The sequence below is a fragment of the Olleya sp. 1-3 genome, from assembly GCF_002836085.1.
Lineage (GTDB): Bacteria > Bacteroidota > Bacteroidia > Flavobacteriales > Flavobacteriaceae > Olleya > Olleya namhaensis.
The window spans coordinates 161,433-175,655 of the sequence record NZ_PJBW01000058.1 but is presented as its reverse complement, the minus strand read 5'-3'; the positions used below and the strand labels follow the sequence as shown (position 1 = coordinate 175,655).

Below are 14,223 nucleotides of genomic sequence, written 5' to 3'. Positions count from 1 at the left end.
AAAAAATCAGTGTTGAAGTAAGTCACTTCAATAACAAAATTAAGTTTTATTCTTTCAATTTTAAGTAACATAAGTCACAATTCATGCTAAATATTCATAATTTATCAATTTCATTTCAAGGAGAATACCTTTTTGAAGATATCACATTTAAATTAGGAAATGGAGATAGAGTAGGGCTTATCGGTAAAAATGGTGCAGGTAAATCTACTATGCTTAAAATTTTATCTAAAGAGCTTGAGCCAGATTCGGGTCAAATTGCTGCAGATAAAACACTTAAAATAGGATTTTTAAAGCAGGATATTGATTTTGTATTAGGAAGAACTGTACTTGAGGAGTCATATCAAGCATTTACGGAGATAAAGGAGATTGAAGCTAAAATTGAATATATCAATACGCAGTTAACAGAACGTATGGATTACGAAAGTGAAGCCTATCATGATTTAATGGTGGAGGTTAGTGATATCCAACATCAATATGAGATCCTTGGTGGTTATAATTACCAAGGTGAAACTGAAAAAATACTACAAGGTTTAGGTTTTAAACGTGAAGATTTTGAGAAATTGACCGATACTTTTTCTGGTGGATGGCGAATGCGTATTGAATTAGCAAAATTGTTATTACAGAATAATGATGTATTGCTTCTGGATGAGCCGACCAATCACTTGGATATAGAATCTATTATTTGGTTAGAAGGTTTTTTAAGAAATTATGCTGGAGCGGTAGCAATTGTATCGCATGATAAGATGTTTTTGGATAACGTTACAAATCGTACTATCGAGATTAGTTTGGGTCGTATTTATGACTATCCAAAACCTTATACCCAATATTTAGTGTTAAGAGAAGAAATTAGAACACAACAATTAGCGTCTCAAAAAAACCAGCAAAAACAAATTGAGCAGACTGAAAAGTTAATCGAAAAGTTTAGAGCTAAAGCCAGTAAAGCAACAATGGCGCAGTCTTTAATGAAAAAATTAGACAAAATTGATCGTATTGAGGTTGATGAAGATGATAATAGCGTGATGACTTTAAATTTTCCGGTTTCAATTACGCCAGGAAAAATAGTAGTAGAGGCTAAAGATGTTTCTAAAAACTATGGAGAGAATCAAGTATTATCTGGTGTTGATTTATTAATTGAGCGTGATGTTAAAACAGCATTTGTTGGACAAAATGGACAAGGTAAGTCAACTTTAGCTAAAATATTGGTGGGAGACTTAAAGCATGATGGCCAATTAAAGCTAGGGCATAATGTACAGATTGGTTATTTCGCGCAGAATCAAGCCGAATATCTAGACGGTAGTAAAACCGTGTTAGATACAATGATTGATGCTGCAAATGAAACTAACAGAAGTAAAGTTAGAGACATACTAGGGTCGTTTTTATTTAGAGGTGAAGAAGCAGAGAAGTACGTTAGAGTATTATCTGGAGGAGAACGTAACCGTTTAGCGCTTGCTAAATTAATGTTGCAACCTTTTAATGTTCTAATAATGGATGAGCCGACAAATCACTTAGATATTAAATCTAAAAACGTATTAAAAGATGCTTTAGAGCGTTTTGAAGGGACGTTAATATTGGTGTCGCATGATAGAGACTTTTTAAAAGGGTTAACTAATACTGTTTTTGAATTCAAAGATGGAAACATTAAAAAGTATTTAGGAGATGTGGATTATTACCTAGAGCAACGTAATGTTGAGAATTTACGTGAGGTAGAAAAACGTACTGTAATAAAAAGCCAACCTAAAGAATCTCCTAAGCAATCATACGAAGACCAGAAAAAACAAAAATCTTTAAATAACAGATTAAGTAATTGCGAATCTAAGATTGGTCAAATTGAAAAAGAGATTAAAACTATAGATGCAGAAATGGCAGCTAACTATGATGAAGTTGTAGCCAAACCCAACTTTTTTGAAAACTATCAAGCTAAAAAGGATCAATTAGTTAAGTTAATGGAAGATTGGGAAGACATAACGACACAGTTAGAGGCGTTTTAATCGGTTCTTTTAGGTTTTTTTTAACGTTTACCCTCTAAACTAAAGTCTAATTTTGCGGTCATACTATCAAAACCAAGTTCATGCGCAAAATTATACTATCTATTTTAGGTGTTTTATTTATTATTGCTTCCTTTTATATTGCTCAAAATTTAATAGCAAATAAAAAGAAACCTAAACCAGTAGCTTCTAAAGTTATAAAAACAGTGTTTACAGATACTGTTCAAAACACAACAGTTCCTATTGTTATAGCATCAAATGGTAATCTTACCGCAAAGCAACGTGTAGAGTTATATTCTGAGGTACAAGGGATATTTAGAAGTGGTAGTTACTTATTTAAACCTGGTCAAAATTATCGTCAAGGACAGACTTTAATTCGTGTGGATGCATCAGAGTATTATGCCAGTGTACAATCTTCAAAAAGTAATTTATATAATTCTATAGCAGCTATAATGCCTGATTTACGTTTGGATTTTCCAGATGTGTTTCAAAAATGGCAATCTTACTTAAGTGGTTTCGATTTAAATAAAACCACACCAAAGTTACCAGAAATGACTTCTGATAAAGAAAACTATTTTATTACTGGTCGTGGTATTGTTACCAATTATTACAATGTAAAAAATCTAGAACAACGTTTATCTAAGTACACTATTTCTGCTCCTTTTTCAGGGATCTTAACAGAAGCTTTGGTAACGGAAGGCTCTTTAATTAGAAGTGGACAAAAATTAGGAGAGTTTATTAATCCTTCGGTTTATGAGATGGAGGTTGCTATTAGTAAAAGTTTTGCTAATATTTTAAAAGCAGGCGAAAGTGTTAGCTTAACTAATTTAGATAAAACAGAAACTTATACGGGTAAAGTCTCACGTGTAAACGGAAGTATTGATGCAACTACACAAACCATTACTGCTTTTATTGAAGTAAAGGACGCTAACCTAAAAGAAGGTATGTATTTAGAAGCTAGTTTAAATGCTAAAAGTATTGAAAATGCAATTGAGATTGACAGAAACCTGTTAACGGATAATCAAGAAATATTTGTAGTTAGAGACAGCTTGTTAGATATGATTCCTGCAAAGGCGATTCATTTCTCAGATACTAAAGTAGTTTTAAAAGATATTCCAAACGGAACTGTTATTTTAAAAAGACCAGTGCCAGGTGCCTATTCAGGTATGTTAGTTCAGCCATTTGTAGAGCAATCTAAATCTAACAATAGCGCGGAATAATGAGAAAAGTAATAACTTATTTTATCAAGTACCATGTAGCAGTTAATGTATTTATTTTTGCATTTGCTGTGTTTGGTATTCTTGGATATTTGTCTTTAAAATCTTCGTATTTTCCATTAACAGAATCTAAGATAATCAATGTTAGTATTGCTTATCCTGGAGCTTCTCCTCAAGAAATTGAAGAAGGTATTGTACTTCAAATAGAAGAAAATTTAAAAGGATTAAAAGGTGTAGACCGTGTGACTTCAGTATCACGAGAAAATAGTGGAACCATTACAGTAGAGATTGAGAAAGATGAAAATCTAGATTTCATGCTATTGGAAGTAAAGAATGCAGTGGACAGAGTACCAACGTTTCCGTCAGGAATGGAACCTCTGGTTGTGTCCAAGCAGGAAGCGGTTAGGGAAACTATTTCTTTCGCTTTAAGCGGAAAAGACATCCCGTTAGCAACATTAAAACAATTAGGGCGTCAAGTTGAAAACGATTTACGTGCTATTGATGGCGTCTCTCAGATAGACGTTTCTGGTTATCCTCAAGAAGAAATTGAAATTGCAGTTAACGAAGGTAATTTACTAGCTTATAATTTGACTTTTGCAGATGTTGCAAATGCGGTTAGTGCTTCAAATATATTAGTGACTGGAGGAACTATTAAAACAGATGCTGAAGAGTATTTAATTAGAGCCAATAATAAGGAGTACTACGGAGACGAGATGTCTAATATTATTGTAAAAGCTTCGGCAGACGGAAAAGTGATTCGTTTGAAAGATGTTGCTATTATTAGAGACCGTTTTTCTGAAACACCAAATGCGACCTATTTTAATCAGCAATTGGCAGTTAACATTTCTGTTACTAGTACAAATAATGAAGATTTAATTTCTTCAGCAGAAAAAGTAAAAGCCTACATAGAAACGTATAATCAAAAACATAATAATGCGCAGTTAAATGTTGTACGTGATTTATCAATAACCTTAAACCAACGTACCGATTTATTAACGGAGAATGCTATTGTTGGGATGATTTTAGTGTTGGTGTTTTTATCCCTTTTCCTTAACATGCGTTTAGCATTTTGGGTAGCTTTTGGATTGCCAATATCATTTTTAGGGATGTTTATTTTTGCAGGACAATTTGATGTTACTATTAATGTGTTGTCTTTATTCGGGATGATTATTGTTATTGGTATTTTGGTGGATGATGGTATTGTAATTGCCGAGAATATTTACCAACATTACGAAAAAGGAAAGTCGCCAAAGCAAGCAGCAATTGATGGAACAATGGAAGTTATTCCTCCTGTGGTTTCGGCTATTATAACAACCTTATTAGCCTTTTCTTTATTTTTATTTTTAGATAGTCGTATTGGAGAGTTTTTTAGTGAGGTCTCCGTCATTGTTATATTAACATTGGTAGTGTCTCTTGTAGAAGCATTAATTATATTACCTGCTCACTTAGCACATTCTAAAGCATTAAGACCTCCTGTAGAAGAAGAAAATCCTTCTAAAATAAAGCAGTTTTTTGCTAAGATGAGATTTATAAATAGAGCGGGAGATAGGTTAATGTCTTTTTTAAGAGACCGTATCTATTCTCCAACATTAGATTTTGTTCTACAATTTAAGATATTGTCTGTTGGGATTTTTGTTGCGCTTTTGGTTTTAACCTTTGGAGCAATGGGTGGTGGTGTTATTGGTGTTACTTTGTTCCCAAGTGTAGCTAGTGACCGTGTGTCTATTACATTAGAAATGCCTAATGGAACTAATGTAAAAGTAACGGATTCTATTATTTCTTTAATTGAAGAAAAATCATTTATCGTGAATCAAGAATTGAGTGATAAATATTTAAAAGGAACTGGAAAAAAATTATTCGAAAATACAATCCTAACAATTAATAGTAGTTCTAGTGCTTCACTTAGATTAAATATGTTGCCAGGAGAGGAGCGTCCTGATGCGATAAAGTCTTCTATGGTTGCCAATAGATTAAGAGAGTTGGTTGGTCCTGTGATTGGAACGGAGCGTTTAATTTTTGGTTCAGGAGGAAACTTTGGTGGTAGTCCTGTGTCGGTGTCATTATTAGGAAATAATATTGACGAACTTAAAGCGTCCAAATTAGAATTAAAGCAATACTTAGAATCTAATCCGTTGCTAAAAGATATCGAGGATAATGATCCTGCAGGTATAAAAGAAATCCGATTACAGCTTAAAGAAAGCGCTTACCTTTTAGGGCTAGACTTACGTACTGTTATGGCTCAGGTGCGTTCTGGGTTTTTTGGTTCGCAAGCACAACGTTTTCAACGTGGACAAGATGAGATTAGAGTTTGGGTACGATATGATAGACCAAACCGTAACTCAATCAACGATTTAGATGATATGAGAATTTTAACACCTATCGGAGAGCGTGTTAATTTAAAGGATATTGCTAATTACTCTATTGTGAGAGGAGATGTTGCTATTAATCACTTAGAAGGACTAAGAGAAATTAGAGTGTCTGCAGATTTAAAAGATCCTAGTACAAGTAATACAGATATTTTAGATGATATTAAAACAACATTTCTGCCTAATTTACAAGCAAAATACCCGACTATTACGGCATCATTTGAAGGTCAAAACCGTGAAAAAGAGAAGTTAGTAAATTCTTTAAGCAAAGCAGGAATACCAATATTATTACTAATATACATCACGATAGCATTTACTTTTAGAAGTTATAGTCAACCCATCTTATTATTATTGTTAGTGCCTTTTAGTTTAACCGCAGTAGCATGGGGACATTGGTTATTAGGATTTCCTGTAAACATTTTATCATTATTAGGTATAATAGCATTAATTGGTATTATGGTTAATGACGGGTTGGTATTAATAGGTAAGTTTAATACTAATTTAAAGGAAGGTATGACCTTTGATTTGGCTTTGTCTGAAGCTGGTAAATCTAGATTTAGAGCTATATTTTTAACTTCTTTAACTACTATTGCCGGTTTAGCACCTTTATTATTAGAAAAGAGTAGACAAGCACAATTTTTAAAACCAATGGCTATATCTATTTCTTTTGGTATTGCTTATGCCACTATTTTGACGCTATTAGTGTTGCCTTTATTTTTGTCTTTTAGTAATACTATAAAGCAGAAAGTAAAGTGGTTATTTACAGGTAAGGAAGTAACTAAAGAAGAAGTTGAACGTGCTATTAAAGAACAAAATGAAGAAAATGAACATTAAATATAGTGTAGTTATAGCAATATTTTGTTGTGCTTCAATTGTTAAGGCACAAACTGTTTTAACACAGGCAGAAGCTGTTAAATTAGCTTTAGAGAATAACTACGGTATTAAGATTGCTGCAAATGCAGTAGAAGTTGCCGATAATAATACTAGTATTTTAAATTCGGGATATTTACCAACACTTACAGGAAGTGCGGGTGCAACTTATAATTTAGATAATACGGAAGCTGAGTTTTCTAACGGAACATCAACTGTTTTAAATGGTGCAGAAAGTGATCGTTATAATGCATCTTTGAGTTTAAATTATACACTTTTTGATGGATTGGGTAGACGTTATAATTATAAAAGTCTTAAAGAACAATACCAATTGTCAGAATTGCAGGCTAGAGAAACTATCGAAAACACAGTAATTCAGCTGTTTTCTGTATATTATTCAGTAGAACAGTTATCGGAGAATTTAGAGGCGTTAAGAGAAACTTTAGAAGTGTCTAAAGATAGATTGGTACGCGCACAGTATCAATTTGATTACGGTCAAAACACAAAACTTGGAGTGTTGAATGCAGAAGTAGATATTAATAATGATAGTATTAATATTATTTCATCTTATCAGAGTTTAAAAAATGCTAAACGTGATTTAAATGTGGTCTTAGGTAATGCGTTAAGTTCTGACTTTTCAGTAAGCACAACTGTTGATTTTACACTTCAATTTAAAAAGGATAGCTTGTTTGATAAAGCTAAAACACGAAATGTGGCATTGCTACAATCAGAGAAAAATATTGCTATAAGTCAATTAAGTATCAAATCTAGTAAGTCTGGTTATTTGCCAACAGTAGGATTAAATGGTACTTATGGTTGGAATAAAAACAATAACAATGCAGCGTCTTTTGTTGCAGTAAGTACAAACACAGGATTGTCTGGAGGTTTGAGTTTAAGTTGGAATCTTTTTGATGGTGGTAGTACAATAACTAGCGTTAAAAATGCTAAGGTTAATTTAGAGACTCAAAAACTTGAGAAAGAAAATATTTTAATTGGCATTACTCGTGATTTTGAGAATGCATGGGAAGACTTTGAAAACAAGTTAAATATCTTTAATATTCAAGAACAGAATATAATAACGTCTCAAAGTAATTTTGAACGTACACAAGAAAAATTTAAAATTGGTCAAGTCAATTCAATCGAATTTAGACAGGCACAACTTAATTTACTAAATGCAGAATTAAGTAGAAATCAAGCCAAGTATCAAGCCAAGTTAGCAGAGCTTAGTTTATTACAATTAAGTGGAGAATTACTTAATGTAAAGTTCTAAATTGCTGTATATTAGCATAGTATTTTGTCGATAACACTAGAATGATTTTATATTGTTTTAGTGTTTTTCGTTTAAATACATCATTAATTAAGTTAAATGTTAATTTTTATTGCACTTAATCGAATTATTTTGTTTTTAGTCTCCTTTCGTCCTATATTTGTTGCAGTTAATCTTAAAAACGTAACTATGAAAACGATAAAACTAACTTTACTGATGTTTCTTTTCGCTTGTGTATCTTTCGCAGGTGTATCTAATTCAGAAAAAGAAGCTTTGATCGCTTTATATAATAACACAAATGGAGCAGAGTGGAATACTACTTGGGATCTTGACGCGTCAATAGATACTTGGCATGGTGTAACGGTTTTAGATTCTAAAGTAATAGGACTAAATTTATCTTTTAATAACTTACAAGGGGTAGTGCCAACAGAGATTGGTCAATTAACTAACCTTGAAGTTTTAAACCTTAGCTTTAATAAGCTTAAAGGAGATTTACCAGAATCTATTTCTACAATGCAAAACTTATTGTCTTTACAATTGTTTTTAAACCAATTTGAAGGTGAAATTCCAGCTTGGATAGGAAATTTATCTAACTTAGAGTTTTTAGCATTATATAGTAACAAGTTTACAGGAACAATTCCTGAGTCAATAACTAACTTAATTAAATTACAAAGCCTAGAATTAGGTAGTAATTATTTAACAGGAAATATCCCTTTTAATATTAACAGTTTAAAATCCCTTAAAAAATTAAGTCTTTTAGATAACCAATTAGAAGGTCAGATTCCAGAAAGTATCGCAGATCTAGTAAATCTTGAAGAGTTAGTTTTATCGAGTAATAACTTATCTGGGACATTGCCATTTGAATTATCTCAATTAGCAAACCTTAAATTAGTTATGGTTAGTGATAACGAATTAAATAATGATTACGTTACCGTTGTAGGTGACGCTCCAAATAAAATGTCCTTATACTTAGATGATACAGAAGTATTAGCTAGCAGTCAGCGTATCGAGGAATAATATATGTTAAAGATATATTTAAAATAGTCAGCCTTTGGTTGACTATTTTTATTTTTGGTTAAAAGTAAATTATGTACGAACATTATTTTCAATGCCCTTATTGCTGGGAAGAGGTTTCTATGCTACTTGATCCAAGCGTTACAAAACAGACTTATGTGGAAGATTGCGAGGTTTGTTGCAATCCAATACAGGTCACTCCAAATTTTTTAGAGTTAGAACTTGTTGGTTTTGAGGCTGTTAATATAGAACAGTAAAAAAAGAAAAAAAAAGACTTGTTATATCTAAAATAGATTGTATATTTGCAGTCCGAAACAACTAGGTCGCCATTATGAAGCGAAAGTTTAAAGCTAAGTTAGTTGTTCCGAATTTAAAATCGCGGGATAGAGCAGTAGGTAGCTCGTCGGGCTCATAACCCGAAGGTCACTGGTTCGAGTCCAGTTCCCGCTACTAAGCAAAGCTTCACAGAAATGTGAAGCTTTTTTGTTTTATATAGTTTTGTGTTAACTTAGATTATCACGACAGTGTAATTAAATAATCTCAGGCGCATCAGGATTGATTATCTGTCTCTATATAACACACAATAGCTTAAAAATAAAAAACCGAAGCAAATAGCTTCGGTTCTTGAATCCTCAATAGTCTAGGATGATTAGTTCTTAACTCTTTATTTAATGGCTTTAAAAAAGGAATCTATAAGGACTTTGGGTGATTTATCATGTTTTGTAATTTTAGGTATTTCCAGATCAATATTTAATAATTGATAGACCGCTGTTTGAGCAGCTCTTACAGAATATTCTACAGTAAATACAACATCATCAGCAAGTTCTACAAACTGGCTCACGAAGGCTAAGTTTTTAGAGCTTTCAGGTACAGGTTTTGGTCTGTCGTTGTAAGCACGTGGCATAAACATAGAGGTTATATAAGGCATTCTGCAGGGTACGCAAATAGCGTCTTCAAAAACACTGTCATCAAAATTAAAATGACCAGCCAACTCTTTAAGGATGTCTTGTCCGTTACTTTCTACCATTGTTTTTGGTATAAAATCACCAACACGGTTACCGTGTAACGCATACCCCCAAAGAATATAGATATCGTCCGGTTGATCTATAAAATGCGGTTGGTTGTAAAGCACAACAGACATTAGCCAATTTGAATCTTTAAAGGTTACTAAGCCTCCGGTTCCTGCTTCGTTTCCTGTCATTTTTTCTATTTTATCAAAAAACTCAGAAGATTTGAATGTTACCGTAAACGATTCCCAAAAAGATTCAGGAATACTACTATTAAAAGGTGCTGGATTTCCAAAATCAGGTCTTCCTTTTGCTAATTTTTCCCAAAGTGTCCATCCTTTACTTTCTAGTTTTGTTTTTTTAACAGGGGCTTGTGTCATAGAGCCTATACTTGAAGCATCAACCATAGATCCATTTTGAAAAATAACAATGTCATCAGGGTTAACACTAACTTGTTTGGGGCCTTCTTTGTTAATAACTGTAAGTGAAGTAACGGTAACTTTTCCATTTATGTCTTCCACAATTATATCATCTACGGTAGTTGCTAGTTCAAAATTAACACCTTTGTCTTTAAGCCAAGCTATTAACGGAAGCACTAAAGAGTCATACTGATTATAAATGGTTCTTTTAACCCCACCAAGTGTATTAATTCTCGGAAACTCATTCATAAAACGATGTAGATAACGTTTAAATTCTACTGCACTATGCCAAGGTTCAAAAGCAAAGGTGGTCTGCCACATGTACCAAAAGTTAGTATTAAAAAAGCCGGGAGATAACCAATCGGTGATTTTTGAGGTGCCTAATTTTTCTTCTGATGCTTCAAGAAGTTTTAAAAATTCTAATCTATCATGCATATCAAAACCCATAGTAGAGGTATCTACAATATGACAGTTTTTGTCTACTAAACGACCTTGTGAGTGTGCGATATGTTTTTTATTAAAAGCAATCGTTTCGTCTTTTACAGACATGCCTTTATTATTAATGGACGGGATGTCTTTAAATAAGCCCCAAAAGCATTCATAAGCATCTGTGGTTAACATTCTACCTCCACGAAGGGAATAACTCCCGTCATCAAGTCGTGCACCATCTAGGCAGCCTCCTAATGTTGGTAGTTTTTCAAAAACAGTAATTTGATGTCCAGGAATACCGCCATCACGAATCATGAATACAGCTGCAGATAATGAGCCAAGTCCACCACCTAAACAGTACGCTTTAAAATTATTAGATTTCATATTTTTAGTTTTTAAATTAAATCTTGTTGTGTCTTACAAAATTAGGGAGCGCTCTGGGGTTTGTAAATGATGTAGGTCAGTCCGCATTTTAATTTAAAAATTTAACAAGCTTTATTTGTAAATAGTTGTTTTTCAGATATTAAAAGGGGTTAAGCTGACCAAGGTCATTTTATAAGCACCTATTCTTGGTTACATTTACTTTTAAAACTTTATTGACATGAGCGATTTTAGAAACAGACCAAAAGATAACTTTATTCACGAAGCAACGTGGGAGCAGTTGTATGTGCTTACAGAGCATTGGAAATCTGATATTGAATTTTATAAACAAGATTTAAAATTTTTACATCATTTGATCGATAAATATTTCTTATACCTCACAAAAAAGGAAAATATTGATGTGATACTTGAAGTTGAAGTAAGCTTATTAGAGGTGGAAAAGCAATGCAGCATATTATTGCAAAGAATAGATAAACACTTACATCATTTAAGAGCTTTGGTAGAAGATCCTTTTACATACGTTTCAGATAAATTTAGAGAAGAGCACGAGCAATTAGAAGACGATTTATCTCAGTTTTTAAAAGATTTTAGAAAAAACCGAAAAGAAGTTTTTTCAATAACAGAACATATGATGGGAGGAGAAGAATTAATAAAACAGCTTAATGTTTTACATAAATAAAGTATTTAATTTTTAACCATAAATAAAATTTTATGAAAGACCTACAAAAAGTATTAACAGACATAACACAGCTTACTATTGATATTGAAACCAATTACCCTGAGCTTTATCGTTCCTTAGATGAAAACCCTTTGACATTGCCAATAAGCAAACATCCACATATGGATAAAAAAGTATTGACGGACTATTTAGCAAGTTTAAAACAACTTTTAGACCGTTATGTGCAAGAAGAAAAAATTAATAAACAATAGGTTTTAATAATCAAATTATGGGAGAGATTGCGACATCAAATAGACAAATAACACTATACTATAATTCTAAATCAGCAAGAGCAAAACAAACGTTAGCTTATGCTTTAGCGGATGGGTTTAAAGTTGAAGAAATTGATATCTTAAAAACAAAATTGACGGGCACACAAATTGTAGAACTAGCCAAGCGGTTACATATTACAGTAGCAGATCTTATTAATCAAGATAGTCCAGCATATCAAGCTAGTTTTGAGCCCCATAACCTGTCAACCGATGATTGGATAAAAATGATACTACACAATCCGCAAATCATGAAACAGCCAATTGCATTACACGGGGATAAAACCATTCTGGTAGATACACCAACAGATATTCTTAAAATATAAGTTGTGTATTAGTCTTACTGACCTAGGTCATTTCAAGCATGTAAGTAAAATACAATCTTTGTGATATAATTTAAATAATTAATTATCATGGAAAAAGAAATTATATACAACTCAAACATGCACTTTGAGCACGAGCAATGGAAAGGTGAATTAGTATTTTGGAAACAAGAGTTATTGTTTTTTAATAATAAATTAAGCGAACTAGTAACGCGATGGACTAATAAAGATGTGTTGGCACAATTAGAGCATTATCAAAACCAATTTATACTTCATGGTGGTGTTATTGAAGACCTACAAGAAACTATAGAAAAACACGAAACACGTATCGCAGCACAATGCATAGAAGGCGAAGATGCAATAGATGTTCGTCTAGCAGAACAGCATGTTGCGTTTAGAGATAAAATGGAAACACAACGTGAGATTTATGCAGATCTTAAAAAAGAATTTTTCAGGTTTCTAGAAAAGTACATGTAATATTAAATGCAATTACAGGAAGAGATAAATCAGCTCGTGGGGTCTTATATTCTAGGAGTATTGATAAGCTTAGGGATTGGTCTTATACTTGGTCTAGAACGGGAGTATGATAAACTCAAAGAAGACAATGGTATAGCAGGTATAAGAACATTTCCTATAGTGACTATTCTTGGATTTACACTAGGTAATCTTACTACAATTTATACCGTATGGCTCTTAATTATAAGTTTAGGAGCCTTTATTTTGTTTTTAGCATTCAATCAATATGCTCAAAATAAAGAACTCCGTAGTCAAGATTTAACAACTAATTTAGCCTTAATAACAACCTTTGTATTAGGGATAATGGTTTCGGCGGAATATTATAGAGATGCAGTCGCGACAGCAGTTATCATAGTTACATTACTATCATTAAAAACAAGGTTTCGCACAGTCATTCAAAACATTACTTCAATAGAGCTTTTTGCATTTATAAAATTCGCAATAATAGCTTTGTTAATCCTTCCTTTTCTACCAAACAAAACGTACGGACCAGATAATTTATTAAACCCTTACGAGATTGGTTCGATAATAGTCATTGTGTCTTTCTTAAATTTTATCGGTTATTTTCTGGTTAAGTTTATTGGCTCAAAAAGAGGAATCATACTAACAGCCATACTTGGTGGGCTTATTTCTAGCACAGCGGTAGCTTGGAATTACGCATCTAGTAGTAAGGCCTCTCCAGAACTCTCCAAAAAATATAGTGCAGGAATCATTGTAGCTTCAGCGATTATGTTTCCCAGATTAGCCTTTTTGGCCTATATTTTTAATAGCGCCATACTGGTTAATTTAATACTCCCATTTGGACTATTAACACTGGTTTGTATTGTAGCAACCTTATTATTAATGCGCAAGGACGACCCTAAACCAGGTACCAATATAAAATTAGGTAATCCATTAAACATGTTAAATGCAATTGGATTTGGTGCCGTGTATGTCATTATCCTTTTTGCTGTTTATTATAGCAATCAATTTTTTGGAGAAAGTGGTCTATATTATTCGGCCTTAATTGCGGGACTAGCAGATACAGATGCCATTACAATAAGTATGTCCAAATTTGCTTTAGATCAAGACAAACTAACACTAGCATCTTCCGTAATCATTGCTGCAACCATCAGTAATATGTTAGTCAAATTAGGTATAACCCTATTTAAAGGCTCCAAAACTACAGGTAAACTTGTTGGTTATGCGTTTGGAACCGTCATTTTAGTTGGTATTATTTACATTCTTATTATTAGAAGTTAATTGTATTTTAATAATTAAAAGTTGGGCGTGACCATAAAGGTCAGGCTTTTCGCTGCAATTCCTCGCACCTCCTGCGTCGGGCTGTGGGATTTTCACTGCAATCCTTCACGCAAATTCACCCTTTTTAATAGCTTTTTTTTGCATCAAGTTGACCTAGGTCAGTGCAAGTGGTCTTTTAGAAAAGTAATTTTATGCTATAA

At 32.8% G+C, this 14,223-nt stretch carries 11 protein-coding genes, 1 tRNA gene and 1 pseudogene; 12 read left to right on the top strand and 1 reads right to left on the bottom strand.

Annotated elements, in window-relative coordinates; genetic code table 11:
- Positions 1 to 83: 83 nt before the first annotated feature.
- The 7 genes from CXF54_RS13845 to CXF54_RS13815 all read left to right on the top strand — a co-directional run bounded on the left by CXF54_RS13845 (position 84) and on the right by CXF54_RS13815 (position 9,169).
- Positions 84 to 1,988, top strand: a complete 1,905-nt coding sequence (locus CXF54_RS13845) for an ABC-F family ATP-binding cassette domain-containing protein (RefSeq protein WP_101203972.1) — start codon at positions 84 to 86, stop codon at positions 1,986 to 1,988.
- 80 nt (positions 1,989 to 2,068) lie between these two features.
- Positions 2,069 to 3,205 carry an efflux RND transporter periplasmic adaptor subunit gene (locus CXF54_RS13840; protein WP_090837661.1) on the top strand — a complete coding sequence of 379 codons (1,137 nt, stop codon included), beginning with the start codon at positions 2,069 to 2,071 and terminating at the stop codon, positions 3,203 to 3,205.
- Positions 3,205 to 6,402, top strand: a complete 3,198-nt coding sequence (locus CXF54_RS13835; protein WP_101203971.1) for an efflux RND transporter permease subunit — start codon at positions 3,205 to 3,207, stop codon at positions 6,400 to 6,402. Before CXF54_RS13840 ends, CXF54_RS13835 begins: the two co-directional genes overlap by 1 nt.
- Positions 6,392 to 7,708 carry a TolC family protein gene (locus CXF54_RS13830; protein WP_101203970.1) on the top strand — a complete coding sequence of 439 codons (1,317 nt, stop codon included), beginning with the start codon at positions 6,392 to 6,394 and terminating at the stop codon, positions 7,706 to 7,708. The genes CXF54_RS13835 and CXF54_RS13830 overlap by 11 nt, the downstream gene beginning before the upstream one ends.
- A 186-nt stretch (positions 7,709 to 7,894) precedes the next feature.
- Positions 7,895 to 8,722 (top strand): Two component regulator three Y domain protein, encoded by an 828-nt coding sequence (locus CXF54_RS13825; RefSeq protein ID WP_157823472.1) that lies wholly within the window; start codon positions 7,895 to 7,897, stop codon positions 8,720 to 8,722.
- A 71-nt stretch (positions 8,723 to 8,793) separates the two neighbouring features.
- Positions 8,794 to 8,976, top strand: coding sequence for a CPXCG motif-containing cysteine-rich protein (locus CXF54_RS13820; protein ID WP_101203968.1), 183 nt, complete (start codon positions 8,794 to 8,796; stop codon positions 8,974 to 8,976).
- Between the two features lie 120 nt (positions 8,977 to 9,096).
- Positions 9,097 to 9,169 (top strand) — tRNA-Met (locus tag CXF54_RS13815).
- Positions 9,170 to 9,383: 214 nt separating this feature from the next.
- Here CXF54_RS13815 and CXF54_RS13810 read toward each other — a convergent pair.
- A pseudogene (locus tag CXF54_RS13810) lies at positions 9,384 to 10,967 on the bottom strand (oleate hydratase); the annotation flags it as partial.
- 208 nt (positions 10,968 to 11,175) lie between these two features.
- Between CXF54_RS13810 and CXF54_RS13805 the strand changes: the two are divergent.
- The 5 genes from CXF54_RS13805 to CXF54_RS13785 all read left to right on the top strand — a co-directional run bounded on the left by CXF54_RS13805 (position 11,176) and on the right by CXF54_RS13785 (position 14,023).
- Entirely contained in the window at positions 11,176 to 11,634 is a 459-nt protein-coding gene (locus tag CXF54_RS13805) for a hypothetical protein (RefSeq protein WP_101203966.1), read from the top strand.
- 32 nt (positions 11,635 to 11,666) lie between these two features.
- On the top strand, positions 11,667 to 11,885 hold the full coding sequence (locus CXF54_RS13800; RefSeq protein ID WP_090837650.1) for a hypothetical protein: 219 nt from the start codon (positions 11,667 to 11,669) through the stop codon (positions 11,883 to 11,885).
- Positions 11,886 to 11,902: 17 nt separating this feature from the next.
- Complete coding sequence (locus tag CXF54_RS13795) at positions 11,903 to 12,268, top strand: arsenate reductase family protein (protein ID WP_101203965.1); 366 nt, start codon at positions 11,903 to 11,905, stop codon at positions 12,266 to 12,268.
- 87 nt (positions 12,269 to 12,355) lie between these two features.
- The gene (locus CXF54_RS13790) at positions 12,356 to 12,742 is read left to right on the top strand and encodes a hypothetical protein (protein WP_101203964.1); all 387 of its coding nucleotides are present in this window, start codon (positions 12,356 to 12,358) and stop codon (positions 12,740 to 12,742) included.
- A gap of 6 nt (positions 12,743 to 12,748) precedes the next feature.
- Positions 12,749 to 14,023, top strand: a complete 1,275-nt coding sequence (locus CXF54_RS13785) for an MgtC/SapB family protein (protein WP_101203963.1) — start codon at positions 12,749 to 12,751, stop codon at positions 14,021 to 14,023.
- Positions 14,024 to 14,223: the final 200 nt, after the last annotated feature.